Source organism: Aquirufa antheringensis, assembly GCF_004307425.1.
GTDB classification, from domain to species: domain Bacteria; phylum Bacteroidota; class Bacteroidia; order Cytophagales; family Spirosomataceae; genus Aquirufa; species Aquirufa antheringensis.
Genome location: NZ_SEWZ01000003.1, coordinates 100,672 through 126,417 on the forward strand (window position 1 = coordinate 100,672; position 25,746 = coordinate 126,417).

19 protein-coding genes and 1 riboswitch are annotated in these 25,746 nt (G+C 44.6%); of the genes, 11 read left to right on the forward strand and 8 right to left on the reverse strand.

From position 1 onward, the window contains the following. Window positions 1-7: 7 nt before the first annotated feature. On the forward strand, window positions 8-2,506 hold the full coding sequence (locus tag EWU21_RS06305) for a glycosyl hydrolase (RefSeq protein WP_130895972.1): 2,499 nt from the start codon (window positions 8-10) through the stop codon (window positions 2,504-2,506). Further along, the gene (locus tag EWU21_RS06310) at window positions 2,503-3,162 is read left to right on the forward strand and encodes a DNA alkylation repair protein (protein ID WP_130895973.1); all 660 of its coding nucleotides are present in this window, start codon (window positions 2,503-2,505) and stop codon (window positions 3,160-3,162) included. The genes EWU21_RS06305 and EWU21_RS06310 overlap by 4 nt, the downstream gene beginning before the upstream one ends. Window positions 3,163-3,177: 15 nt before the next feature. Here the strand turns inward: EWU21_RS06310 and EWU21_RS06315 are convergent, their stop codons facing one another. Next, complete coding sequence (locus EWU21_RS06315) at window positions 3,178-4,980, reverse strand: glycosyltransferase (protein ID WP_130895974.1); 1,803 nt, start codon at window positions 4,978-4,980, stop codon at window positions 3,178-3,180. Window positions 4,981-4,985: 5 nt separating this feature from the next. Then, the gene (locus tag EWU21_RS06320; protein WP_130895975.1) at window positions 4,986-5,921 is read right to left on the reverse strand and encodes a N(4)-(beta-N-acetylglucosaminyl)-L-asparaginase; all 936 of its coding nucleotides are present in this window, start codon (window positions 5,919-5,921) and stop codon (window positions 4,986-4,988) included. 110 nt (window positions 5,922-6,031) lie between these two features. Here EWU21_RS06320 and EWU21_RS06325 point away from each other — a divergent pair, with 110 nt between their 5' ends. The 4 genes from EWU21_RS06325 (at window position 6,032) to smpB (ending at window position 9,996) form a co-directional block, all read left to right on the forward strand. After that, window positions 6,032-8,467: a penicillin acylase family protein gene (locus tag EWU21_RS06325; RefSeq protein WP_130895976.1), complete on the forward strand. Its 2,436-nt coding sequence runs from the start codon at window positions 6,032-6,034 to the stop codon at window positions 8,465-8,467. A 3-nt stretch (window positions 8,468-8,470) separates the two neighbouring features. Further along, complete coding sequence (locus tag EWU21_RS06330) at window positions 8,471-8,812, forward strand: hypothetical protein (RefSeq protein ID WP_130895977.1); 342 nt, start codon at window positions 8,471-8,473, stop codon at window positions 8,810-8,812. A gap of 68 nt (window positions 8,813-8,880) precedes the next feature. Beyond that, a complete protein-coding gene (locus tag EWU21_RS06335; protein ID WP_130895978.1) occupies window positions 8,881-9,477 on the forward strand; it encodes an OmpH family outer membrane protein in 597 nt (198 codons plus the stop codon). A 57-nt stretch (window positions 9,478-9,534) separates the two neighbouring features. Next, on the forward strand, window positions 9,535-9,996 hold the full coding sequence (gene smpB / locus EWU21_RS06340) for an SsrA-binding protein SmpB (RefSeq protein ID WP_130895979.1): 462 nt from the start codon (window positions 9,535-9,537) through the stop codon (window positions 9,994-9,996). On the opposite strand, the gene EWU21_RS06345 is transcribed toward smpB, so the two are convergent. From EWU21_RS06345 to EWU21_RS06355, 3 genes are read right to left on the reverse strand one after another with little or no spacing between them, the layout of a single operon-like run. Beyond that, window positions 9,997-10,539 carry a CopD family protein gene (locus EWU21_RS06345; RefSeq protein ID WP_130895980.1) on the reverse strand — a complete coding sequence of 181 codons (543 nt, stop codon included), beginning with the start codon at window positions 10,537-10,539 and terminating at the stop codon, window positions 9,997-9,999. It abuts the gene before it with no gap. Window position 10,540: 1 nt separating this feature from the next. After that, window positions 10,541-11,314, reverse strand: a complete 774-nt coding sequence (locus EWU21_RS06350; protein ID WP_130895981.1) for a polyprenol monophosphomannose synthase — start codon at window positions 11,312-11,314, stop codon at window positions 10,541-10,543. Next, on the reverse strand, window positions 11,315-11,884 hold the full coding sequence (locus EWU21_RS06355) for a DNA-3-methyladenine glycosylase I (protein ID WP_130895982.1): 570 nt from the start codon (window positions 11,882-11,884) through the stop codon (window positions 11,315-11,317). An 80-nt stretch (window positions 11,885-11,964) separates the two neighbouring features. After that, window positions 11,965-12,157, forward strand: a riboswitch (cobalamin riboswitch). Window positions 12,158-12,232: 75 nt separating this feature from the next. On the opposite strand from EWU21_RS06355, the gene EWU21_RS06365 reads away from it, so the two are divergent. Continuing rightward, complete coding sequence (locus tag EWU21_RS06365) at window positions 12,233-14,362, forward strand: TonB-dependent receptor plug domain-containing protein (protein ID WP_161566483.1); 2,130 nt, start codon at window positions 12,233-12,235, stop codon at window positions 14,360-14,362. A 95-nt stretch (window positions 14,363-14,457) separates the two neighbouring features. Here the strand turns inward: EWU21_RS06365 and EWU21_RS06370 are convergent, their stop codons facing one another. Then, window positions 14,458-14,973, reverse strand: a complete 516-nt coding sequence (locus EWU21_RS06370) for a DUF4833 domain-containing protein (RefSeq protein ID WP_161566484.1) — start codon at window positions 14,971-14,973, stop codon at window positions 14,458-14,460. A gap of 174 nt (window positions 14,974-15,147) precedes the next feature. On the opposite strand from EWU21_RS06370, the gene EWU21_RS06375 reads away from it, so the two are divergent. The 3 genes from EWU21_RS06375 to infB are packed head-to-tail and all read left to right on the forward strand — an operon-like array spanning window position 15,148 to window position 19,676. Beyond that, window positions 15,148-15,627 (forward strand): ribosome maturation factor RimP, encoded by a 480-nt coding sequence (locus tag EWU21_RS06375; protein WP_130895985.1) that lies wholly within the window; start codon window positions 15,148-15,150, stop codon window positions 15,625-15,627. Between the two features lie 17 nt (window positions 15,628-15,644). Then, window positions 15,645-16,892, forward strand: coding sequence for a transcription termination factor NusA (nusA, locus tag EWU21_RS06380; protein ID WP_130895986.1), 1,248 nt, complete (start codon window positions 15,645-15,647; stop codon window positions 16,890-16,892). Window positions 16,893-16,931: 39 nt separating this feature from the next. Beyond that, on the forward strand, window positions 16,932-19,676 hold the full coding sequence (gene infB, locus EWU21_RS06385; RefSeq protein WP_130895987.1) for a translation initiation factor IF-2: 2,745 nt from the start codon (window positions 16,932-16,934) through the stop codon (window positions 19,674-19,676). Window positions 19,677-19,927: 251 nt separating this feature from the next. Here the strand turns inward: infB and EWU21_RS06390 are convergent, their stop codons facing one another. Beyond that, window positions 19,928-20,944, reverse strand: coding sequence for a PorP/SprF family type IX secretion system membrane protein (locus EWU21_RS06390; RefSeq protein WP_130895988.1), 1,017 nt, complete (start codon window positions 20,942-20,944; stop codon window positions 19,928-19,930). A gap of 71 nt (window positions 20,945-21,015) precedes the next feature. On the opposite strand from EWU21_RS06390, the gene EWU21_RS06395 reads away from it, so the two are divergent. Continuing rightward, window positions 21,016-23,769, forward strand: a complete 2,754-nt coding sequence (locus EWU21_RS06395) for a T9SS type B sorting domain-containing protein (RefSeq protein ID WP_130895989.1) — start codon at window positions 21,016-21,018, stop codon at window positions 23,767-23,769. On the opposite strand, the gene EWU21_RS06400 is transcribed toward EWU21_RS06395, so the two are convergent. After that, window positions 23,766-25,682, reverse strand: coding sequence for an amidophosphoribosyltransferase (locus EWU21_RS06400; RefSeq protein ID WP_130895990.1), 1,917 nt, complete (start codon window positions 25,680-25,682; stop codon window positions 23,766-23,768). The genes EWU21_RS06395 and EWU21_RS06400 overlap by 4 nt on opposite strands. Between the last annotated feature and the right edge of the window lie 64 nt (window positions 25,683-25,746).

The window sequence follows — 25,746 nt, forward strand, 5'->3', positions numbered from 1 at the left end:
TCGAGGTATGAAAAGAATTGTTTTTCTCCTCCTGTTATTTACCTCTAGATTTATAGCGACAGCAGGGTCATCTGATCCTGCTGTTTTTTCTACCGCTAAACCCTGGGCTTATTGGTGGTGGCCGGGGAGCGCTGTAACGGAGAAAGGGATCACGCATAATCTGGAGAATTTTGCCAAAGCGGGTTTTGGCGGTCTCCACATCATTCCCATCTACGGGGCGAAGGGCTCAGAAGCCTTATTTCAAAATTATTTAAGTTCGGGCTGGCAAGCGAAATTCTTCTTTACGTTGAAAGAGGCGAAGCGTTTAGGTCTTGGAATCGATATGACGATGGGGACGGGCTGGCCTTTAGGTGGACCAACGATCACAGAAAAAGAGGCGGCCAAAAAATACCAATTCGTAGATGGCGTATTTAAGACAGGATTAACCGGCCAAAAAGTTAAACGCGCCGCTCCCGGAGGAGAGGGATTCGTCCTTGATCACTTCGACATGAAGGCCTTCGCCAAATACAGTCACACTTTTGTTCCCCTTTTAAAGAAGTCACATTCTCCCTTACGAGCTATTTATAACGACTCTTACGAGGCTTATGGGTCGAATTATACACCGGATTTGTTTTCTGCTTTTCAACGATTGAACGGTTATGATCTGCGCAAACACTTCGATGTGCTAGCTAAGAAAAAGTCTGAATCAGAAGAAGAGAACCAGATTTTCGCGGATTACCACCGGACGATGTCCACCTTGTTGCAAAACAACTTTGTGTTGCCATTTGATCATTGGATTAATTCGATGGGCTTTACCTCCCGAAATCAGGCCCACGGTTCCCCTGGTAATTTGCTGGATATTTATGCGGCGGCGGATATTCCGGAGGCGGAGTTTTTTGGTTCGAAACCTTTCGATATTCCAGGCTACCGCGTGGATCCGGAATATGATTCCACCACGTTTGGGATTCCGGATATTCGGGCGTTGAAATTGGCGAGCTCGGCGGCGAATTTGACCGGGAAGAAATTAGTTTCGGCGGAAACGGCGACTTGGTTAGGCAATCACTTCAAGGTTTCGATCGCACAAGTGAAACCGGTATTGGACCAAGTTTTTGTGGGTGGGGTGAATCACGTGTTCTTCCATGGGGCTACCTATTCGCCACCTGAGGTTGCGTGGCCGGGTTGGTTGTTTTATGCGAGTACGAACTTTAATCCCCAAAGTCACTTTTGGGAGGCGATGCCTGCGCTGAATAAATACATTGAAAATGTGCAGACGATGTTACAGGCGAATCCGACGGATAGCGACGCCTTATTGTATTTCCCGATGGAGGATGTGTGGCACAACAATAACGGATCAGGCAAATTGCATACGCTGGAATTGCACGCGAATAGCAGGGAATGGTTGAAGAATACGTCCTTCGGTCATTGGGCAGGATTATTACAGGACAAAGGTTTCTCGGTGGATTATATTTCGGATGACTTGTTGGCTGATTTGGAATTGACACCTGCGAAAACCTTTAAAACGAAGTCGGGCGGGAATTATAAAGTCTTGTTAATTCCGGCGGCACATTATGTTTCGGTGGAGACTTTAGAGCGTTTAGCGAAATGGGTGAAACAAGGTTATCCCGTGTATTTTTTAGAACATTTACCCCTTCATTTGAATACATTTCATCAAACGAAAGAGGCCAAAGAACGTTGGGAGTCTGCCCGCAGCGCCTTAATCATGCGCGTGCTTTCAGACCCGGCAGATCAGCTCGCTCGTTTAGGAGTTTCTACCGAGCCGATGGCCGCTAAAGGCTTATCTTTTATTCGAAAGAAGACTCCAAAGGGCGCCGCCTACTTCGTGACTAATTTGAACGCTCGATTCACAGAAGGAAGTATTTCCTTGAAGAAATTATCGGGTAATGTAGAGATCTGGGACCCTTTAACGGATTCGAAATCGTATGGAAAAAAAGGTTCGGATGTCTGGCTATCTTTAGCACCTGGCCAAAGTGTGATCATTCAGCCTGTGGTTAAAATTCCTTCTTTAATTGTTCCAGCGGCTCTTAAAGTTAGAACAGAAATCGAACCTACCAATCTGCGCGTTCAGATCGATTCTAAAACGATCGCATTGCCAGATTTTAACTATTATACCTCGCTAGACACCTCGCTGGCCGCAACTCCATCAGCCCGCTATACTTTCGATCTGACCTTATCAGCCGATCAAATCGCTAACGCGAAAGTGCTTCATTTATCTGAATTGCGCGATATGGCAAAAGTGCGAATCAATGGGAAAGACATCGGGATGATCTGGTCTCTTCCTTTCCAACTTACCATTCCTGACGGAATCTTGCAGGAGCAAAATCAAGTGGAGATAGAGGTTATTTCAAATTCCGCGAATCGAATCCGGAAGATGGATCAGCAAGGAGTGGTGTGGAAGAACTTTTATGAAATCAATTTTGTGGATATCCGCTACAAGCCTTTTGATGCTTCTAAGTGGGCTATTGAGGATGGAGGAATGAAAGGTAAACTCTATTTGACGAACCGATGAAGCCCTTCGTTAAAGCCATAGCAGAAGCCTTACACGACCTAGCGGATGCAGATAACGCGTTTTGGATGTGCAAATACATGCGTGAAAAATACCCTTTTCTGGGGGTGAAAAAACCAGAGCGTCACGAGGTTTTTAAGGCCTTGTACAAGCAATACGGATCTTCTGAAGATTGGTTTGAAGTTTCCACACAACTATTTGCGATGCCAGAACGCGAGTTTCAGTATGTGGCGATGGACTATGTGATGAAGGCCAAAAAATCCTGGGACAACCGCGTGCCTGCCTTGTGCGAACAATGGATAGGCCAGGAATCTTGGTGGGATGTGGTGGATAATTTAGCGCCTAAGATCCTTGGGCCTTATTTTCTGCAATTTCCAGCGGAGCGTGATTTCTGGATTCAGCGCTGGATGGATTCTGGGAACTTCTGGTTGCAACGGGTATGCTTAGTTTTCTCTTTAGGTTATAAAGACAAAACAGATACCGTTTTGCTGGCGAAAACCATTCAGGCATTGAGCTCTTCCAAGGAATTTTTTATTCAAAAAGCCATCGGCTGGGCACTTCGCCAATATGCGCGAACGGATGCGGAATGGGTATTGGATTTTGTCGAGAACAATGCGTTGGCCCCGCTGAGTAAACGCGAGGCCTTGAAGCATCTCTAAGTATCTTTTTAGGAATTATCTCTTCTTTTTAATGATCGCTAGTTCGTGCGCCGTGTCATAATACGAGCGCAGGTTCGACCAGTCAAATGTATCCGCGATACTCTCTACGCGGTTACGCTGAGTGATGCGATCGCGCTGGGATTGCTGAACGAATTTGAATAACAGATTCGCTAATTGCTCCGCCGCTTCTTGGTATGATTGCGTCTTGCGATTCACCACGCTCACGCCCCATTGTTCGTAATCGCGCATAATCTGCATCATATAATCGCCAAAACCCGATAGATCCGACGTCACCGTAGGTACCCCGCGCGCCATACATTCCAGCGGTGTATAGCCCCAAGGTTCGTAGTAGCTAGGGAAAACGCCTAAGTGGCAACCGCGCACGAATTGGCCATAATCTAAGCCGAAAAGCGGATTCGTGGAAACGATAAAGTCTGGGTGGTATACCACTTTAACCTTGTCGTCTGGGTTATTCAATAGATTCGTCCGGTGTAAATTCCGGATGATATCGTCCTCTTGTTTTAATAAGTGGGTGACCACTTTTGGTCGCGCATTCGTTTTCCAAGTCTGCACCGTTCTACGCAAACGCATCCGCCAATATTCATCCACAAAGGCGTTCAAATCCGGCATCTGTAGATCGCTGGATGAAGCGGAGGCCTTGAATAAATGTTCTCCTACTTCTTTCTCGATCGCGTGGCAGTTCTCTCTAATTTCATCTAACACAGCGCGGGAATGCAAGACCTCGGGATCAATGGAATGATAGGGTTGCTTGGTCACAAAGAACATCACCACCGTTTTCTTCGATCCCGCCTCTTTCATCTTGCGATTCAAAATCGCCAAGGCATCTAAGGTAATATCGTATCCTTTGTTCGAATATTCGAAACGTCCGGAGGTGAATAGGTAGAGTGTTTGATCTAGGTCAAAAGGCTGGCTTTGGAAGAAATGCCCCATCACGAAGTTCGAAATGCTCTCTTTGTATTTTGAGTGCAGGTTCTGGTGTTCGTGCAAAGCGGCAAAACGTTGGATGTTTAAGCCGTTTGGCAAAATTAATTCCGGAATGCGGCCTAAGAAATACTGGCATTCTTTCGCTGTAATATCGCTGACGGTGGTTAGCACATCGGCTTTTTGGGCTGCGGCGCGTTCGAAACAAGCTTGAGCCTCGATGCCATAGTGTTTCGCCTCTTTGTGCCAATCAAAGTTCTCGATGACATCATAGAAGTTAGGTACATTGCCCGCTAAATAGCGGCCTAACATAGTCGCGTGCGTGGTGAAGACGGTTGAAATTTTGACCTTGTCCTTCTTCAGGTCGGGTAAGCCAGTAGACGCCATCCACTCATGGAAATGCGCCACCAATTGGGTTTTATTTTTATTTTCTTCGGCCACCTCGGTTAAAAGGAGGCGAATCATTTCACCAAAAACAATCGTTTGGTCCACTAAATCCTCTACCCCTAAGGTCGAGATCTTGTGATTATCCCAAATACGTCCTTTGATCTCATTGACATTAGGCAATAAGGTTTCCAGTTCAAAGAGTACGATTTTAGGCTTTCCCGTGATCAACCAATAGCCATAATGAATGCCTAAACCTTTTTGGCGCAAGCTACTAATCGCGCGACCCAGCGGCGTTTCATCGGTAACTGGAATGGGCTCAAATTCTGCGGAGGCAGTTTGGGGAAAATAGGGTCCTAATAAGGCGTAATCTTCGCCCCATTTTTCGACCATCGAGGGAACTTTGGTCCGAATTACCGTGTAAATTCCGCCTACTTGATTACAGGTTTCCCACGCAATCTCAAACAAATATTTTTTCTTCTCTGCTGCCATAAAAATTACATGTAGGACGCACTTTCAATTACCTGCGTTTTTCCGTTTTTCGTGATGGTGTAATTAAATCCTTTTTGGATGGCATAAGCGCCATATTCTCCTTTTTTATTGAGGGCCAAATACCCGATTTGGAATTCCTTGTATTTATAGCGTTTCACAATCCGCATCACAGCCTCTTCACACGCTTTTTGAGGGGACATGCCCTGTCTCATTAATTCGACAATCAAGAAGGATCCTAAGGTTTTCATTACAAATTCGCCTAATCCGGTCGCACACGCACCACCTACCTCATCGTCACAAAAAACAGCTCCACCGATGATGGGGGAGTCGCCTACACGTCCATGCATTTTGAAAGCCAATCCGCTCGTTGTACAAGCGCCAGCAATTTCTCCTGCTTTTCCGATGCCCAATAAACCGATGGTGTCGTGTCTTTCAATATTAATGACAGGTTCGTACTTGGATTCTTTTTTCCACTCTTCCCAAGCCTTTTTAGAGCTTTCTGTTAACAGATTCTCCACTTTAAATCCTTGGTCTAAGGCGAATTTTAAAGCACCAGCGCCTGACAACATGACGTGTGGTGTTTTTTCCATCACGGCTCTAGCCACAGAAATGGGGTGCATGATGCCCTCAAGAAAGGTAACAGATCCTGCATTTCCTACATGGTCCATGATGCAAGCATCCAAGGTCACATGGCCGTCGCGATCTGGATAGCCACCGTAACCTACAGACGTATCGTTCGGATCTGCTTCAGGAATGCGCGCACCGGCTTCAACACCATCGAGCGCTTTGCCCGTTTCCATCAATTTATTCCAACCCGCGATGGTCGCTTTTTCGTTTTTCCAAGTCGCAATGATGAGCGGTTCAGAGCTGGCCGCTTTTGCGGTGGCACCTAAGCTGGCGCCTAATAGGGTGGATGTTTGAAGGAAGGTACGTCTTTTCATATCGCTTTAAAGATAATTTATTTGGGCTTAAAGGAACAATTTTGTAAAATTGTCTTTCTAAAATAGAAAAAAATCTTCGGATATTTCATTTATCTCCCTCTATTTCATCAATGAAAATCATAAAATCTGCTTTTCCTTTGGTAATCGCCCTGTTTTTAACCTATGCGATGAACCAAAGCTGGGGAACTTTGCCTCCCCTCGGTAAATTATTTAGTCCTTTCCACGGCTTTTGGATGAATGCAGAAAGCCCGGAATCAGGTGAACCCACAGAAGAAACCTTGCAAATCGCGGGTTTACATCAACCCGTTCAAGTCGTGTACGACGAAATGGGTGTGCCGCATGTTTTTGCACAGGATGACCACGATTTGTTTTTAGCGCAAGGGTATTTGACGGCCAAAGACCGTTTATGGCAAATGGAATTCCAAACGCATTTCGCAGGTGGTCGCATCTCTGAGATCGTAGGCGAAAAAGGTATCGCATCTGATCAGTTCCAACGGAGAATGGGTTCAGTTTATGGTGCGGAGAAATCCTATGAAGGAATGAAAGAAGATCCCATGGCTAAAAACGCTTTGGAAGCTTATTCTGCGGGGGTTAATGCCTACATCAATTCCTTATCTGATCGTGAATTACCTTTAGAATACAAATTATTAAACTACCGCCCGGAGCCTTGGACGCCTATTAAGAGCGCCTTGTTCTTAAAGAATATGTCCTTCGTGCTAGCTTCAGGAACCGACGATTTGAAGATGACGAACATCTTGCGCAAATACGGCCGTGAGGTGGCAGAAGACCTTTTCCCTAATTACCCTTTCCAAGAGAGTCCGATCATTCCCGTAGGATCGCCAGTCGATTTCAAACCGGTACCTATTCCAGCGGGTCCTGCAGACTTTACCGGTTTAGGTAGCTCCATGACGACACCAGAAAAAGATCCGAACATCGGTTCGAATAACTGGGCGGTAGCCGGAAATAAAACGGTTTCGGGTTTGCCTATTTTAGCCAATGACCCACACTTGACTTTGTCATTACCATCGATTTGGTACCAAATGCAATTAGTCGCTCCAGGGGTGAATGTCTATGGTTCAACGATGCCGGGAACACCCAATGTGATCATTGGATTTAATAAAAATGTTGCTTGGGGAGTGACAAATGTAGGTTCTGATGTTTTGGACTGGTACCAAGTGAAGTTCAAAGATGCCTCAAAGCAGGAATATTGGCACGATGGGAAATGGAAGAAAACCACCATGCGCATCGAAACCTTCAAGATCAAAGGAAAGAAAGAGATGGTAGATACCATCTTCTTTACACACCACGGACCTGTCGTGTATTTATCCCACGAAAAACCGTTTCGTTCGAACATTCCGGTAGGCCACGCCTTGCGTTGGATCGCCCACGAAAAATCACAAGAACTAACGACGTTCTACCAATTGAATCGCGCGAAAAATTACGAGGATTACCAGAAGGCCTTGACCTTCTATTCTGCACCGGCTCAAAACTTCGTGTTTGCTAGTAATGAAGGCGATATCGCTTTATGGGTGAACGGTAAGTTCCCGTTGAAGTCGAAACAGCAAGGAAAGTATTTATTAGATGGAACGGATGCGGCGGCTGATTGGCAAGGATTTATCCCTCAGGCGCACAATCCGCACGTGAAGAATCCGGTTCGAGGTTTCGTGAGTTCGGCGAATCAATTCTCAACAGATCCTTCTTATCCGTATTACTTAGGTTGGCAATATGCGCCATCTGAGCGTGGCCGTCGCATTAATGAGCGTTTAGCGGTGATGGAGAAGATTACGATGGATTCTTTACGAGGTCTCCAAAACGATAATTACAACATCCGTGCCCGCGAGTTATTGCCTTTGCTTTTCGCTCAAGTGAAATCACCTACATCGGCTCAATCAAAAGCTATTGCAGCTTTAAAATCTTGGAATTTAGTGAATAGTCCAGAGTCTGTGGGAGCCACTATTTTCGAAAACTGGGTCTTGACTTTGCAGTCTTGTCTTTGGGATGATGAATTCGCAGCAGATGAAAAAGCACCGATGAATCGTCCATCGATGGATCGCACGATTCAATTAATCAAATCGGAGCCTAGTGCGCGCTGGTGGGATGACATTAAGACAAAGTCTAAAGAGTCGATGTCTGATATCGTCATGAAGTCATTGCAAGCGAATGTGGACACCTTGGTGAAACAACACGGACCTCAGGGGCCTGAGTGGGCTTGGTACAAACACAAGCAAACGGGGGTTCGTCACTTGATCCCAGGAATGGATGCTTTATCTCGCTTGAATATCCCGATCGGTGGGGGAGGAACCATCGTGAATGCGGCTACGACGAAGACGGGGCCTTCTTGGCGTTTAGTGGTGGAGCTTTCGAAGGAGGGGAAACCTAGAGCCTATGGCGTTTACCCGGGTGGTCAATCGGGTAATCCGGGAAGTAGTCATTATGATGATTTGATTGATACGTGGGCCAAAGGTGAGCTAAAGCCACTCTTATACCTCGAATCAGCCGATCAAAAATCGAATCGTTTACGCAAGAAAATCACTTTATCGAAATAAGCTATGAGTAAGTTAATCTATAGTATCATTTTAGTCGTTATTGGCGCTTTGGTAGGCATTTACCTGCCTTGGTATGCGATGGGCGTGGCTTTTGGGCTGGTGGCTTTCGTATTAAATATGCCCTTGAAATCGAGTTTTTTGACTGGTTTCTTAGCAGGATTCGTCTTGTGGGTGCTTTCAGCCTTGTGGCTTGATTTACAGCATCCTAGTACGTTACCTAGTCGGATGGCTCAAGTTTTCCCTCTAAAAGGAAATGTGTTCGCTTTATTTGTTCTGACTGGCGTGCTAGGAGGCTTATTTAGTGGCATTTGGACCTGGGCTGGAGCCAGATTAAGACAGAAATAATAATTTTTTAGGACAAACGATACAGACCTTGTATATTTGCCGTCAATCCAATAAACAAAATTAAACACGTGAAAAATTTACCATACGCTTGGTTGGGCGTTTTAACCATCGCAATTGCCTTTTTATTTTACCAAAATTCAGGTAGCTCGTCTGCAGGCTTAGGTGCCTCGACAGCTGATGGAAGAAGTATCGTATTCGTAAATTCAGATTCGTTATTAACGAATTACCAGTTTTACAAAGACGCTCAAAAAGAGTTCGAGAACAAAGGATACCGTTTACAAGTAGACTTAGGTCAAAAAGAGCAATCACTTCAAGCAGAGTTACAAGCGATTCAACAACGTGCCTCAGCTATGACTCAAGCAGAATTGCAAGCAGCTGATATGACGTTGAAGAAGAAAGGTGCTGAATTGCAGCAATATTCTCAACAAAAGCAAGCGGAGTTAGGACAAGAGCAAGCAAAGAAAAACGAAGAGTTGTATAACAACATTCGTGATTACATCTCGAAGACAAACAAGGCTAACAAATATGAATTCGTTTTAGGATATTCTAAAGTAGGTGGTGGAATTTTATTCGCTGATCCATCTGTCGATGTTACAAACAAAATCATCGAAGGATTAAACAAAGAGTACGCTGCTACAAAAGGCGAAAAGAAAGAAGATAAATAAGAGCAATAAGCTATATTTAGCCACGCAGTGATTCGCTGTGTGGCTTTTTTTATTCCAATGGCAAAAGAAAAAATCCAAAAGACAGTTGAAATTAAGAACCGTAGGGCTTCCTTTGAATACGCATTCATGGATACCTTCACGGCTGGCTTGGTATTGACAGGTACGGAGATTAAATCGATCCGCCAAGGGAAAGCCAATCTGACTGATGCCTACTGCGTATTCTTTCAAGAAGAATTATTTGTTCGCAATATGCACATTTCGGCCTACGACGAAGGAACCCATTACAATCACGATCCCTTACGTGATCGTAAGTTATTGCTATCTAAGCGTGAGTTAGGGAAACTGCAGAAGGAATTGAAGAACGTGGGTTTGACGATTATTCCTACCCGTCTTTTTATTTCAGACAAAGGCTATGCTAAGTTAAACATCGCACTCGCGAAGGGAAAGAAGACCTTTGATAAACGAGATGACATTAAAGAAAAAGATGTGAAGCGGGATCTGGATCGATCTATGTCTTAATTAAGCCTTGTTTCGGATTTTTTTGACGATCGTAACCGCCGCCATAATCACAATCGCAAAAACCACAAACCCTCCTAATCCATACATCCAGTCTAGTGTATTTTTAGCCACTACTAAGAAAACGACCGCAACTAATAGAATCGTCGCAATTTCATTATAAAGCCTTAGTTGTGTTCCAGATAGGATGAAATTCCCTTTTCTGAATTGAAGAATCAAATACCGGCAAACAAAATGGTAAACCGTGATGGCTACCACGAAGCCTAATTTCAAATGCAACCAGCCTTGAGATCCGAAACTACTCAACCAAGCTACGTAGATTAAAGACAAGCCGGTGATCCAAGTCAAGAACATGGCCGGAATCATAATCGCATTAAAGAGGATCTTTTCCATCTTTTCGAATTGCTTCGATAAAATACCTTTTTCGGGTTCTCCCTTTGCTTGTGCTTCCGCGTGGTAGACCAGCAAACGGGGAAGGTAGAATAAGCCAGCAAACCAGCTGACAACGAAGATAATATGGATGGATTTTAAGACCGTATAGCTCATGTTAGGCTTGGTAACGCTTGAACAAACTATTGACTTTCATTTGGATTACCCCGAAAATCGCTTCTTTAAAAATATTCGCGGACATCTTACTCGTCCCTTTCGTGCGATCCGTGAAAATTATGGGTACCTCGACTAGCTTAAAGCCATACTTCCAGGTGGTAAATTTCATTTCGACTTGGAAGGCATAACCGATAAATTTGATTTGGTCCAAAGGAATAGTTTCTAACGTCTTTCTGCGGTAACAAACAAATCCAGCGGTCGCATCTTGTACATTCATTCCGGTGATAAAGCGAACATAAAATCCTGCAAAATAGGACATTAGTACACGTCCCATAGGCCAATTGACCACGTTTACGCCATTAATGTAGCGGGATCCGATAGACATATCGCCATTTCCAGCCTCTTCTTCAGGTAGGTTTTCCTCCTTTAACTCTGCGGGTGTCGCACAGGCTTTGAACAGGCGAATTAAATCATCCGGGTTATGGGAAAAGTCTGCATCCATCTCAAAGATGAAGTCGTAGCCTTTAGAAAGGGCGATTTTAAAGCCTTCAATGTAGGCGGTACCTAATCCTAATTTGCCTTTTCTCTCGAGTAGGTGAATACGTCCTTCATTTGCTTGTTGTAGGCGTTTTACTTGTAGCGCAGTGCCGTCAGGAGAACCATCATCCACAATCAAGACATCAAAAACAAGGTCTAGGCTCAAGACCTTCAAAAGGATGGCTTCGATGTTTTCAATCTCGTTGTAGGTGGGGATAATGACTATCCGTTTGTTCATTTAGCTATTATTAGGATGGCGAAAGCATTCGGTGGTATGATCGTTCACTAATCCAGCGGCCTGCATCAACGCATAACAAATGGTAGGGCCGACAAATCGGAATCCATTCTTCTTTAGAGATTTGCTCAAAAGGACAGAAATTTCTGTGCTGGCGGGTAAGTCTCCGTGTTGGGCAAAGTGGTTTAGGATGGGCTCATGGCCCACAAACTCCCAAATATATTGGTTAAAGCTACCAAATTTTTCCTGAATTTTAATAAAAGCCAGCGCATTCGTTCGAACGGAACTGATTTTCAGGCGATTTCTGATGATGTGTTCGTTCTGCATTTGGGCTTCGAGCTGCGCATCTGTCCAGTTTGCTAACAGGTGGTAGTCGAATTGCGCGAAGGCTTCTCTGAAGGCTTCGCGTCGTTTCAAAATGGTAATCCAGGAGAGGCCGGCTTGGAAGCCTTCAAGGATGAGGAGCTCAAAAAGTGCTTCATCGCGGTGTTCCGGATTACCCCATTCAAGGTCGTGGTAGGTTTGGTATAATTCATCTGAACCACACCAGCGGCAGCGTATTTTGTTGTCCATCATTTGAGTTTCTTTTTACAAAATAGGAGAATATATTTCGAATCTTTGGCCCAACAAATTGATAAAATAGAAATTGAACTACCTTTGTGGTAGCGAAAGGTTCTGCGCCGCTTCGAACGGCGTTGATTAATAGGGAATTTGGTGAAAATCCGAAACTGTCCCCGCAACTGTAAATTTTCAAAAAGCTTTTCAATCTAGGGTCACTGGCGTCGCTGGGAAGGCCGAAAAGCAAGGGAAATGAGTCAGGAGACCTGCCTTTTACTATTCTTGACCTTGTTTTACGGAGGATGATCCGAGGTCGAGCGTTCGATTACCTTTTTATTTCACAGGCCCAGATGGGCAAAAAACATGTTAAACGTATTAATTGTCGCTGGCGCGTTAGCTTCAGTGGGAGTCACTAGTCGGGAGTCGCTAGTCGATAGTCGGGAGTCGCTAGTCGCTAGTCGGGAGTCAATAGTCGACAGTCGGGAGTCAATAGTCGCTAGTCGGGAGTCAATAGTCGATAGTCGGGAGTCGCTAGTCGCTAGTCGGGAGTCGCTAGTCGATAGTCGGGAGTCGCTAGTCGCTAGTCGGGAGGGTTCATCCACCATTCAGGAATCATCCACCATTAACCATTCACCATTCACCATTCAAAAAGATTCTACGCTCGCAGAGGTCACCATCTCCGCTCCCAAGTACCCAGAAAAACTGGATCGCTCGGGGAAAGTGGTTTCGGTGATTTCGGCCGAAATGATCCAGGCCAATCAGGGGAAAAGTCTAGGTGAATTACTCCAGCAAAGTGTAGGTGTCGCAGTAGTAGGCGCGCGCAGCGCGCCGGGGACAAACCAGGAGATTTATGTGAGGGGTGCGAATACGGGCCACGTTCTGTTGTTGATGGACGGATTTCCACTGAATGACCCATCCCATATTTCGTCGGTGATGGATTGGAACTTGATTTCTTTGGCAAACATCGAACGCATCGAAATCCTGAAAGGAGGCCAATCTACGCTGTATGGATCAGATGCGATGGCGGCTGTCATCAATTTAGTGACAAAGAAAAATGCGAAAGGATTGAATGTCGTACTTCAAGGTGGCGGCCTGGGGACTCATCAAGAACAAATTTCTTGGTCTACAACTCGAGGGAATAACCAGTTTCAAATACAGGCCCAAAATTACGCGACGGATGGTTTTTCTTCGGCCAAAATAGCTCAAGGAAAAGCGGAGGCCGATGGATTTAAGCAGCAAAGTTGGGGGTTGAAATGGGGGCGTGATATGGGAAAATTAGGTAACCTAGATTTCTCCTATTCGTCACAGTTGTATCAAGGGAATGTAGATAATGGTCCCTTTGTCGATGATCGAGATTACACTTCGGAGGCCGTAAGTCATTCGTTCAGAGCGCAATACCAGGTGAGTAAATTCACAATTCGTGCCTTTCAAGATCTAATTCATCGGGAGTTTCGTAACGATTCTTCGGATGTCGCTGCAAATGCTTGGTCGAAATTTAGTCTTTCGAGTTATGTAGGTTTAAATCAAGGATTGGAAGCTTTTGTGAAGATTCCCGTAATGGAAAATGCCACTTTGTTAATTGGTTCTGAATATAGACGCCAAAAAACGGAGCAAAGCGATCTTTCCATCAGCGACTATGGTCCTTACGTTTCACCTGATTTAGCAGAGAAACAAAAGACTCAGCAAATTGTGGGAACTTATGCGACCTGGCAGCAGAGTTGGGGTAAATTTGGTTACGAGGTGGGGGCGCGATGGAATGCGCAATCGACTTTTGGAAACTATTTTACCTATAATCTGAATCCGTATTGGGCTATTTCGCAGACAGCGAAATTCTTTGGGAATTATTATACGAGTTTTAAAACTCCTTCGATTTATCAATTAGCGTCTCCTTATGGCAACTTGGATTTACAACCAGAACAAGGGAAAACGATCGAATTTGGGGCAGAGAAGAAGTTGAAAGCTTGGAGAATTCGTGCTGTTGCCTTTGAAAATCAAGTCAATCAGGGTATTATTTTTCAGGCGATGGATATCGAGCCTTTTGGCAAATACCAAAATATCTCCCAGCAGCAAACCCGCGGAATCGAATTCGAGATTAGCTACCAGACTTCGAAATTTCAAGCGGATTTCAATTATACCTATTTGAAAGGGGAGATGATCGACCGCGATTCGACTTATTCGTCCTTGATTCGCCGCCCAACGAATGCCTGGAATCTGTATTTGCAGGCAAAGTTGACGAATAAATGGTCGGTGGGAATATCAAATCAATTGGTAGGCCAAAGAGCGGATTACTTCTACGACGAGTCCACCTACTCCGTTCAACCGAACCCTATGGCTGCTTATATCTGGACTGATATTTCGGTTCATTATCAAATCAATACCAAATGGAAGGTTTCAGCCGTGTTAAAAAATGCGCTGAATCAAGAAATAATGGAGATTACGGGGTATAGCGGGCAACCGAGGAATTTACAGATTTCCCTACTGGGAAATTTGTAAATTTCAAAGCTCAAATTTCAAAGATCAAAGTTCAGAGTAAGCCTATTTGAACTTTGCTCTTTGGTTTTTGAAATTTGAGCTTTGCTCCGCAAAGCCTATGGCTTAAACTTCTCATACACATCCCTCCCCGTCACCGGGTCCTTCCCAAAAAGTTCGATGTAGTTCACGGTGGTCATGAATTTCGAATCGTCCACACTGACGAAGACACGCTTGAGGATTTGCATCTTTCCGTTGATGGGAAATAACGCGATAGGGTCACCGGTTGCGTCTTGTTTGACCATAAACTTCCGTTTTCTGTAAGCTAAGAAATGTCCTTCGTAGGTATTAGGTATTCCTGTTACTGCGCTAGTATATAAACCATAGGCCAATGTTCGCTGGATAGCTGTTAATTCCTCTTTTTGGCCTTTTTCTCCAAAACGATACCAATACGTGTGAACCGGGTCTTTCGCGTTCAATTTTCCTGCGATCACGTTAGCGTCGTAGACTACTACATTCGCATTTGTGCTTCGCTGTATGAAGAAAAGGCGGTTAGGGGAATCAGGAGGGCTCGGGAATCGGTCGCCGCCAAGGCTACAAAAGGTAATTAGAAGAAGGAGCGACGTCAGTTTCATTGGAAATAATTTGAACCTGCAAATAACGAAAAAAAATGCAATGTGATTTGCTGCTGACTTTCTATCCTGCATCAAATGCTTGTTTTTACCAAGTTTATGCGTATCTTTGTGGAGAATTAAGGAAAAGAAGAGGGGTTTTAATCCCTCTTTTTGTTTTCATAGCCCTGTAGAAAGATGGATTTAACGAGTAAACTAAAAGATTGGACATTGGAGTATATCGGCGATGGCCCTTTGCTTCTGGTCGATTTTTCGGTGTCTCAGGGTGCTAAAAGAACCTTAATAACGATTCTGGTGGATACACTGGAAGGGGTAACTATTGATCAATGTGCCTTAATGAGCCGTAAATTAGCTCACTTCATTGAAGAGGGCGTGCTGATTGAAGAAGCCTATAATTTAGAAGTATCTTCGCCGGGTTTAGACTTTCCATTAAGCCAAGGCTGGCAATTTCAGAAGAATCTGGGCCGCAAGGTGAAGGTTTGGATGAAAAATAAAGACGCAGAAAATGTAGAAGGGACTTTGGTTTCGAATACAGAAGAGGCGGTGGAAATCTTAACAGAGAAGACCGTCAAGCATAGAAAAATCGTTGCAAAAGAGGCCACATGGTTTCCGTTAGCAGAGGTAGATAAAATAAAAGTACAAGTGTCATTTCAATAAACAAAGAAGAGATAGCAATGAACAGTGTTGAATTAATTTCGTCATTTTCAGACTTTGCTCGGGAGAAAAACATTGACAAGCCGACGATGATCGCGGTTTTAGAAGAGGTTTTTCGTACCATGATTCGCAAGAAATTCGGGGCAGACGAAAATTTTAATGTCATTATCAATGCCGAAAGCGGCGACTTAGAGATGTGGCGTAGCCGCGAGATCGTAGACGATAACTCAGAAGATATCTGGGATTTCGATAAAATACCTTTGAGCGAAGCGAAGTTAATCGAGCCCGATTTTGAAATCGGTGAAGAGGTAGCTGAGTTAGTGAAATTAGAGGATTTTGGTCGTCGTGTTGTTCAAACTGCTCGTCAAACATTGATTCAAAAGATCAAGGATATTGAAAAAGAAGGTTTGTACGAAAAATACAAAGACTTAGTAGGTGAATTAGTGACTTCAGAGGTATACCAAATCCTAGGTCGCGAATTGATCTTATTAGATAGCGATGATAACGAATTAGTCTTGCCTAAGACAGAGATGATCTCGAAGGATCGTTTCAAGAAAGGGGAGACAATCAAGGCCATCATCCACAAAGTGGAAATGGCCAATGGTACTCCTCGTATCATTTTATCTCGTGTTTCTCCGGTATTCTTAGAGCGTTTATTCGAACAAGAAATTCCTGAGATTTATGACGGTACGATTACCATTCGTAAGATTGTTCGTGAACCAGGTGAGCGTGCGAAAGTGGCTGTAGAGTCATTTGACGACCGTATCGATCCAGTAGGTGCTTGCGTAGGTATGAAAGGTTCTCGTATTCACGGTATTGTTCGTGAATTACAAAACGAAAATATTGACGTGATTAACTTCACGGATAATTTAGAATTATTAGTAGCGCGTACGTTAAGTCCAGCGAAATTGAATTCAATGGCGATTGACAAAGAGCGTCGCCGTATTTCGGTGTATTTAAATTCAGATCAGGTTTCTATGGCGATCGGTCGTGGAGGTCAAAACATCAAGTTAGCGGGTAAATTAGTAGGTTATGAAATCGATGTATTCCGTGATGTGCCTAAGGATGAGCTAGATGATGAGGATGTGGAATTGACAGAATTCTCTAACGAGATTGAGGCTTGGATCTTAGATGAGCTTCACAAAATCGGTTTAGATACGGCGAAACAAGTTTTGGCCTTATCTAAAGAAGAGTTAGAGCGTAGAACGGAATTAGAAGAAGGTACGATCGATGAGATCCTAGCGGTATTGCGTTCTGAGTTTGAGTAGTTTATTTAAATAAAAAGAATTTAGTTTTTTGTAATTTTTATGGCAGAAGAAAAAACAATGCGGTTGAGCCTTGTAGCAAAGCAAATAAACGTGGGAACGTCTACGATCCTACAGTTTCTCTCTGCGAAAGGTCACAAAATTGACAATAACCCCAACGCCAAACTGAACTTTGAGCAGTTGACCTTGTTAGCGAAGGAATATGGTGCGAACCATATTTTGGAATCCTCTGTAGAGGCTCCTAAGCCAGCACCAGCACCAGAACCGGTTGTTGCTGCTGCACCTGCGCCTACACCAGCACCCGCTCCAGAGCCAGTGGTGGAAAAGCCAGCTCCTGTAGTGGAGGCTCCTAAAGCGGCAGAAGCACCAGCTCCTGTGGCCGAGGCTCCTGTCGAAGAGAAGCAGATGGGATTGAAGATTTTGGGAAAAATCGAATTGGATAAAAAGGGTAATCCAGTCGCTCCTAAGGCGGAAAAGGCTCCAGAGCCAACTCCTGCTCCAGCGCCTGCACCCACTCCGGCTCCAGCTCCAACGCCTAGCCCAGAGCCAGTGGCTGAAAAGCCGGCTCCAACTCCTGCTCAAGCGCCAGTGGTGCCTGTAGCACCCGTGGTTCCTCCTGTTGCTGAGGTAGCAGATATTCAATTAATTGAGGCCAAAGGCGAGACCCTTAAAGGATTAACCGTTCTAGGTAAAATTGAATTGCCTGCCGCAGGTGATCGCGGAAATAACGCGAAACACAAGCGCAAGCGTATCATCAAGGAGGAGAAAAAACCAGCTCCATCTGTTCCTGGAACAGGCGGACGTCCAGGTGATAAAAAGGATTTCAATAAGAAACCAGCTCCGGGTGCTAAACCAGCACCGAAAGGAGAATTGTCAGATAAAGACATCCAAGAGCAAATCAAAGCCACGATGGCTCGCTTGCAAGGTGCGACCAATAAGCAAAGTTTCGGTGCAGATAAGCGCCGCGAGAAGCGTAAGGGTCGTGCAGAGGCAGAAGAGGCACGTATGATGGCGGAAGATGAGGAAGCAAAAGTACTGAAGGTGACGGAATTTATTTCTGCATCGGATTTAGCTTCCTTAATGGATACTTCTGTGAACGAGGTAATCTCGGCTTGTATGAGCTTAGGTATGTTCGTTTCCATTAACCAACGTTTGGATGCGGAAGCCATTACGGTGATCGCGGATGAATTTGGATTCGAGGTGAGCTTTGTTTCAGCAGAAGAGGAAATCGACGTTGTTGAGGTAGAAGTAGAGGATTCTCCAGAGGATTTAGTGCCGCGTGCGCCTATCGTTACGATTATGGGTCACGTCGATCACGGTAAAACTTCCTTACTAGATTATATTCGTAGGGCTAAAGTAGCCGCAGGTGAAGCGGGTGGTATCACCCAACACATTGGTGCTTACTCAGTAGAAACGAAATCAGGTAAGAAAGTTACTTTCTTAGATACACCTGGTCACGAAGCCTTTACAGCGATGCGTGCCCGTGGTGCGAAAGTAACCGATATTGTTATCATCGTAATCGCAGCGGACGACTCTGTGATGCCTCAAACAAAAGAGGCTATCAACCACTCCATGGTGGCTGGTGTTCCAATCGTTTTTGCTTTCTCTAAGATTGATAAAGACGGTGCAAATTCAGACAAAGTACGTGAGGAGTTAGCAGCCATGAATATGCTTGTAGAGGATTGGGGTGGTAAATACCAATGCCAAGAAATCTCGTCTAAGTCTGGTCAAGGTATCGATGATTTATTAGAAAAAGTATTATTAGAAGCGGAGATGCTTGAATTAACGGCTAACCCTAAGAAGAAAGCGGTAGGTTCGGTTATTGAAGCAGAATTAGATAAAGGACGTGGTTATGTAACTACCTTGTTAGTTCAAGCAGGTACATTAAACGTGGGTGATATGATGTTAGCGGGTGATAATTACGGTCGTGTGAAAGCGATGTTTGACCACCACGGTAACAAAATTAAAAAAGCAGGTCCATCTACTCCAGTTCAAGTGTTAGGCTTAAACGGAGCGCCACAAGCAGGTGATAAATTACTTTGCTTAGAAAACGAGCGTGAGGCACGTGAGATTGCGAACAAGCGGGAGCAAATTCTACGGGAACAAACGTTGCGTACCCGTAAACACATCACTTTGGAGGAGATTGGTCGTCGTAAGGCAATCGGTACTTTCCGTGAGTTGAACGTGATCGTAAAAGGTGACGTGGATGGTTCAGTAGAGGCTCTTTCGGATTCCTTGATGAAGTTATCGACCGAGGAGGTTCAAGTACGAATCATTCACAGAGGTGTAGGTCAGGTTTCTGAATCCGATGTGGCTTTAGCGTCTACTTCTGATGCGGTTATCATCGCGTTCCAAGTTCGTCCATCACAAAACGCTCGTCGTTTAGCTGATACAGAACAAATCGAAATCCGTAACTACTCGATCATCTACCAGGCTATCGACGAAATTAAAGCTGCGATGGAAGGTCTATTAGCTCCTTCATTCGAAGAGGTAATTACATCGAACATCGAAATTCGTGACGTATTTAAGATCACCAAAATCGGTACAGTAGCTGGTTGCTACGTATTAGACGGTACGGTGAAACGTGCTCACAAGATTCGTGTCATCCGTGATTTCGTGGTTGTACACGACGGAGAAATCTCTGCCTTGAAGCGTTTCAAAGACGATGTGGCTGAAGTTAAATTCGGTTACGAGTGCGGTCTATCTGTCAAGAACTTCAACGATTTAGAAGTAGGCGATATGTTAGAGTGCTATGAAATGAAAGAAGTAAAAAGAACGCTGAAATAATCTTTCAAATCAGAAAATGGCCTTCGGCATATTTTCTATGATTTGAAATCTCATTTCAGTGTCTATCTGAAAATAAGTCAAAAAAGGGAGCATTTGCTCCCTTTTTTGTATTTATAACAATAGTAATAAAACATTTCTGAACGTATCCCCGCAGGGGATTCCAACTTTATTCTTTGTGCTCTATGCTTTATTCTTTGTGCTCTCTACTCTTCTCCACTTCAGACTAGTGACTAGTGACTAGCGACTAGCGACTAAAATTTCGGACAAGCGAAACTTTGGCGGTAGCGTTGGAAGGATTTTCTTTGGCCAAAATCCCAGTTTAAGACATAGGAGAAGCTCAATTCGTGTGCTCCTCCGGAACCCAAACCTAAACCTGAGACCGTAAAATCATAGGAATAGCCAAAGGAGTACCGATTGTTTTGATAGCCAACTAATCCAATGAGAGATTCTCGACTCGTCGAGGATTCAGAAGTACCTTTATTCAAGGGCAATCCGCGGTACCACAAACCAATAACTAAGGGGTCTAATTGCAGATAAGTCCCTAGGTCTAGTTGGCTAAAGGTGCCTTGATTTTTAACGTAAAGGGCCGGTTTAAGGCTTTTTCCTTCAGAGATTGGTAGGCTGAGGCCTGCCATGAGCGCGTATTTAGGGGCGATTAAATCATCGCTAGAGCGGATGAGGGATTGGTTAGGTCGGTTTAAATGGTGCACAGATGCTCCGAGCCAGTAATTGGAATGGTTCAATACCAAGCCGGCTGAAATGTCCATATAACTCACGCGGTTCACAAAGGAAAGGGCAGTAGGGTCAAACGTATTTCCTAAGGTACCGTTGACTAAAAATTGGCCTAATTGATCTCCGTAGGTTAAATGGCTATAATCTAAACTGCGGAAAACGCCTGAACCTTGGATGCCCATGGAAAGTAAAGTATTCTCATTTAGGTTTGCGTGGTAGGCGTATTGAAGGCTGATGGAGTTCGTTTGGAGGCTAGAAAATTGCTTGTCTGAGGAGAAAAGTAGTCCGATGCCACTGTTGATTTTTCCCAAGCTGACTTCTACTGCTGCGGCAGAATACTGGTAATTAGCCGATTGATTCGGCCATTGGTTTCGATGCGTTAAATAGACTTTGTTTTGATCTTGCAAACCGGCGAAGGCGGGGGAGTTGAGTAGGGGGTTCGCTAGGTTTTGGGATAATTGCGGATCTTGCGCTGAGAGCGAAAGGGCGCTCAGTAAAAATAAGAAAGTAGAAAAAATGGATAAACGAGTCCACATAGCTCAGCAATTTACATTCATGCAACGCAATAACCAATTTATTGACTTATTTTGTGGTTGATTCTAAAACCATGTACCGGACCTTATTATTTCTCTTCCTATCCCTGACGGCATTCGCTCAAGTTCCCAGAACGATTGAGGTGAGAAACAATTGTATCACTCAATGCAATAATTGTACGGATGCGCCGGCCGGAACGGTTTTTGAAATTCGTGATCATTATCCGTTGTCAGCGACTTATTTATGGGATTTTGGTGAAGCCGGTGCGACCTCTACTGCGCGAACAGGAGTATATCAATATTGTAATCCGGGCGTTAAACGAGTGTCATTGCAAGTCACATCCGGTGGAGTGACTACCGTTTATGGCCCTCAAGACGTGAAAATAGGGGCATTGCCTGATTTTATTTTGGGAAAAGATTCGAATGACACGACCCTAATGATTTGTAAAGGGGATCCGGTGGTGTTGAATGCGTTTGGGTCTGTATCTAAACCGGCCTTTCCGGTGGGCGTTTCTTGGTTCCCGAAAGGTCAGACGACGGACACTATTCGCGTCTCGGAATCAGGGTGCTACTCGGTAGTCGTGACGGATTTAAGTTCGGGCTGTACGGCAGAGGCAAAAATGGAGGTGAAGATCTGCGGGGAGCAACCGAAGGCAGGGGGAGAGGATGGCTGGAATTTTGGCACTAACGTTTCCTTAAAATTTACGGGTGGATCATCCACGCCTTCAGCAGGCAGAGGACCGATGACAACGCCGGAAGGGGTGGCCAAAATGACGGATGAAAATAATGATCTCATTTTCTATACGAACGGTTCGCGTGTATATGCCAAAGATAATTCCCTCGTAGCGCAAGGACTTAATGGAGATACCACACAGATTCAAGGGGTGGCCATTTTGCCTAAAACGACGTGCAAAGGCTGTCAGGCCGAATATTATATCTTTACCCTGCGCAAGAATGCAGCTGGAGAAAACCAGGTGTATTATAGTATCTACGATCGGAAGCTGAATGGTGGTAAGGGTGGTGTCTCCATCAAAAATCAATTCCTGAGTCCAGCGCCGTCTGCGGAACGCTTTGGCGTCGCTGTCAGTGGGGGAGATTATTATTGGTTGCAAACGCAAGATGCAGATTCAACTATTTTAAGAACATTTAAAGTATCTAAAGCGGGCATTGGTGCGCCCATAGAATCCGTTGCTAATTCTCCCGTCAAAGGGCCTTCGGCCTCATCCCATTTTTCTCGGGATGGAAAAGTCTTAGCTATCGCCTATGTAAGTCCACCTTCGAATCAGGTGGATATCTATGATTTTGATGTGGCCACAGGGAAAACTACTTTTCGGTATCGAATTCCCTTAGCGAACAGTCCGTATGGCGTGGAGTTTTCGGCTGATGGTAAAATAGTGTATGCCTCAACGAATGTGGGTCCGAATGCCCAGATTTGGCAATATTCCATCGCATCTAAAGATTCGAGTGCCATGCAAAGATCCCAAAGTCTTTTGTGGTCTGGCCCCGGTAAAATAGGGGCTCTTCAGGGAGATCCATCGAGTGGTTCGATTATTTATGCGGCGTTTCAGGGAAGTTCGAGTCTAGGGAAAATTGTCAATCCGGATATTTCGCTGAAAGATTCAACACGGACGATTAGAGCGACCTTTGTTCGAAATGGGTTGAATTTAGCGGCTGGAACGACCAGTGGTTTGGGCTTGCCTCTATCGATTGTATTAACACCCAAACCTAATTCTACGCCCAGTATTCAGCAAAGTTGTGATGGAACAACCTATCATTTTAAGGTGAGTCAAGATTTGTGCGACCCGATTAAGAATGATCGTTTGGACTGGAAGATTTACCAAAGTACGCTGGATCCGACGCGCAATGCAGACGGGCTACTCGTTCCTTTGAATCCGGCTGGAACCTTGTTGTATTCGTATACAGGAACAGAAATGACCTATGATTTCAAGAAGGCTGGAGATTATGTGGTAACCGTGGCGATTTCTAATGCGTGTTTGACGAATTATATGCTAGATGCTTCCGCCTATCACGTGGAGTTATTGGATCCTTTTGTACTACCTGCTACGTATACCTTAATTTGCAAGGAAGATGCGTTGATAGGTCCTACAGCCATACCTCCGGTCGCTTCTTTCACCTATGCTTGGAGTACGGGAGAGTCCTCGCGTTTTATTACTGTGCCCAAGCCGAGCGGAAACTATACCCTAGAAATTAAGGAGGATGCCTCCGGTTGCTCTATTAAAAAGGAAACGCAAGTCAATTTTACGACGAATCCTTTAGCCGTGAAAAAGGCCGATGGAATTATTTGCAATGATAAACCGCTATCACCTTATTTAGTAACCTTAGTTCCTTCTCCTGCTAATTTACAGGTTTCTTGGCAGGCTAATCCGGGAATTGTTTCGGGTTGGAATTCGAAAGAGCTACAAATCAATCGCAGCGGAATTTACCCGTTTACCCTGCGCGATAGTGATGGATGCGAGCTACAAGATAGCGTGAAGATCGAGGATAAATGTGATGCAGTTTTGATCGCCCCTACCGTATTTACGCCTAATGGCGATGGGCAAAATGATGTTTTTGAGCCGTCCTATAACTGGAATGAACCGAATGCGACCTATCCTAAATCGAGAACGCAGGTGATTTCCTTAGAGATTTATAACCGCTGGGGAGAGCAACTGTATCGCACGAAAGGCCCTGTTTTTAGCTGGGATGGAACCTATAATGGGGCCAAAGTTCCGCAAGAAACCTACGCCTACATCATACGCTACCAAGCGATCGATTATCCTGAAAAGGGAGTGCAAGAAAAACGCGGAGCGGTCGTCGTCGTATATTAATACGCGCGAACTTCGATCCCCTTCATAAAGTTAACGAATGATTTATTCACCACTTGATTACCTCCCGGTGTGGGGAAGTTTCCGGTGAAATACCAATCGCCAAGGTGATCTGGGCAGGCTACGTTCAGGTTCGCTACGGTTTGGTAAACGATCGAAAGTTCTGCTTTTAAGCCTTTAGGACGTACGATTTCTGCGATTTTATTCGAGATTTCTTCGTCTGTGAAGGGTGCATAGATCGCTTTCACAAAGTTCTCTTCTGACGCTGTGCCATTTTCCAAAGCATTCAAGCAACGTAAATTTACTTCGTCTAAGATATTTTCTAAGCCGCGTTCTTTTAAAAGGGCTAATGCCGCACGGAAAGCAACAAATTCCTTCATTTTCGACATATCGATACCGTAGCAATCTGGGTAGCGAATTTGGGGAGCAGAAGAAACAATAACGATTTTCTTAGGGGATAATTTATCCAATAATTTCAGGATACTTTTCTCTAAAGTGGTTCCACGAACGATGGAATCGTCGATAATCACCACGGAATCAACTTCTTTATTGATTACCTCATAGGTGGTGTCATATACATGCGCCACCATGTCGTCGCGCTGAGCGTCAGAGGTGATGAAGGTACGCACTTTCACGTCCTTGGAGATTAATTTCTCGACACGTGGACGGAAGGTTAATAATTCTTCGAGTTCTTGTTCGAAAAGGATGCCTTCCATGATGGCATTCTTCCGTTCTTTGGCCAAATGATCTTCAAGACCATCAATCATGCCTAGGAATGCCGTTTCTGCCGTGTTCGGAATGTAAGAGAATACCGTGTTTTTCAGGTCGTGATGTACCTCCTCTAATATTTGAGGGATTAACAACTGGCCTAATTTCTTACGCTCATGGTAGATATCTGGATCGGAACCGCGAGAGAAATAGATGCGTTCGAATGAACACGATTTTTGCTCTAAACGGTCGATGAATGGTACTTCATTTACATTGCCTTCGATGTCGATGATCAGGGCGTGGCCCGGAGTAATCTCCTTGATTTGATCGTAGGCGCAGTTAAAAGACGTCTTGATGGCTTGTTTTTCAGAAGCCACAACGGCCACTTCCTCATCTACATAATAGAAGGCTGGGCGAATGCCCGCTGGGTCACGCGCCACAAAAGAGGCACCATATCCAGTCATTCCCACCATCGCGTATCCACCGTCAAAATCCTTGCAAGAACGCTCTAAAACGCGTTTTAAGTCAATCTCTTGGGCAATTATATCCGATAATTCTGGGTTCTCGTATTGGTCTTTGTATTTGCCAAATTGGCGTTGATTCTCTTCGTCTAAAAAGTGACCGATCTTTTCCATCACGGTAACGGTGTCCACTTTCTCTTTCGGGTGCTGACCTAAGGAAACTAATTTATCGAATAAATCGTCCACATTGGTCATATTGAAATTACCCGCCATCACGAGGTTACGGCTTCTCCAGTTGTTTTGACGCAACATGGGGTGGCAGTTTTCGATCTCGTTTTGACCGTGTGTTCCGTAGCGTAAATGGCCTAATAGTACCTCACCGGTGAAAGCGACATTTTCTTGCCACCAATCTGCATCGTGAACGGCATCAATGCCGGTTTCGCGTTTGACGGATTTAGCTAGCTTTTGTGCTTTCGCGAATTTCTTATTGATTTTTCCAAAAATATCTGCCACCGCTTGTGGCTCTACCGAACGGTATCTGGAAATGTAGCGATGCCCTGGTTTTACGTTGATTTTGATATTCGCCACCCCGGCTCCATCTTGTCCTCTGTTGACTTGCTTCTCCATCATCAGATAAAGTTTGCTCAGTCCGTAAGTAGGGGTTTTGTATTTGTCTAAGTAGTGCTGAAAAGGCTTTCGTAGGCGGATGAGGGCAATTCCGCATTCGTGCTTAATAGAATCAGACATGGAAACGTGGGGCTATTTTGTAAATCAAGCTCAAAATTAGCCAAAATAAATGACCAATAAGCTG

Excerpts from the sequence above, each read along its gene's own strand:
- EWU21_RS06305 (WP_130895972.1), top strand. The coding sequence starts at position 8 with ATGAAAAGAATTGTTTTTCTCCTCCTGTTATTTACCTCTAGATTTATA.
- EWU21_RS06310 (WP_130895973.1), top strand. The coding sequence starts at position 2,503 with ATGAAGCCCTTCGTTAAAGCCATAGCAGAAGCCTTACACGACCTAGCG.
- EWU21_RS06315 (WP_130895974.1), bottom strand. The coding sequence starts at position 4,980 with ATGGCAGCAGAGAAGAAAAAATATTTGTTTGAGATTGCGTGGGAAACC.
- EWU21_RS06320 (WP_130895975.1), bottom strand. The coding sequence starts at position 5,921 with ATGAAAAGACGTACCTTCCTTCAAACATCCACCCTATTAGGCGCCAGC.
- EWU21_RS06325 (WP_130895976.1), top strand. The coding sequence starts at position 6,032 with ATGAAAATCATAAAATCTGCTTTTCCTTTGGTAATCGCCCTGTTTTTA.
- EWU21_RS06330 (WP_130895977.1), top strand. The coding sequence starts at position 8,471 with ATGAGTAAGTTAATCTATAGTATCATTTTAGTCGTTATTGGCGCTTTG.
- smpB (WP_130895979.1), top strand. The coding sequence starts at position 9,535 with ATGGCAAAAGAAAAAATCCAAAAGACAGTTGAAATTAAGAACCGTAGG.
- EWU21_RS06345 (WP_130895980.1), bottom strand. The coding sequence starts at position 10,539 with ATGAGCTATACGGTCTTAAAATCCATCCATATTATCTTCGTTGTCAGC.
- EWU21_RS06350 (WP_130895981.1), bottom strand. The coding sequence starts at position 11,314 with ATGAACAAACGGATAGTCATTATCCCCACCTACAACGAGATTGAAAAC.
- EWU21_RS06355 (WP_130895982.1), bottom strand. The coding sequence starts at position 11,884 with ATGGACAACAAAATACGCTGCCGCTGGTGTGGTTCAGATGAATTATAC.
- EWU21_RS06365 (WP_161566483.1), top strand. The coding sequence starts at position 12,233 with ATGTTAAACGTATTAATTGTCGCTGGCGCGTTAGCTTCAGTGGGAGTC.
- EWU21_RS06370 (WP_161566484.1), bottom strand. The coding sequence starts at position 14,973 with ATGAAACTGACGTCGCTCCTTCTTCTAATTACCTTTTGTAGCCTTGGC.
- EWU21_RS06375 (WP_130895985.1), top strand. The coding sequence starts at position 15,148 with ATGGATTTAACGAGTAAACTAAAAGATTGGACATTGGAGTATATCGGC.
- nusA (WP_130895986.1), top strand. The coding sequence starts at position 15,645 with ATGAACAGTGTTGAATTAATTTCGTCATTTTCAGACTTTGCTCGGGAG.
- infB (WP_130895987.1), top strand. The coding sequence starts at position 16,932 with ATGGCAGAAGAAAAAACAATGCGGTTGAGCCTTGTAGCAAAGCAAATA.
- EWU21_RS06390 (WP_130895988.1), bottom strand. The coding sequence starts at position 20,944 with ATGTGGACTCGTTTATCCATTTTTTCTACTTTCTTATTTTTACTGAGC.
- EWU21_RS06395 (WP_130895989.1), top strand. The coding sequence starts at position 21,016 with ATGTACCGGACCTTATTATTTCTCTTCCTATCCCTGACGGCATTCGCT.
- EWU21_RS06400 (WP_130895990.1), bottom strand. The coding sequence starts at position 25,682 with ATGTCTGATTCTATTAAGCACGAATGCGGAATTGCCCTCATCCGCCTA.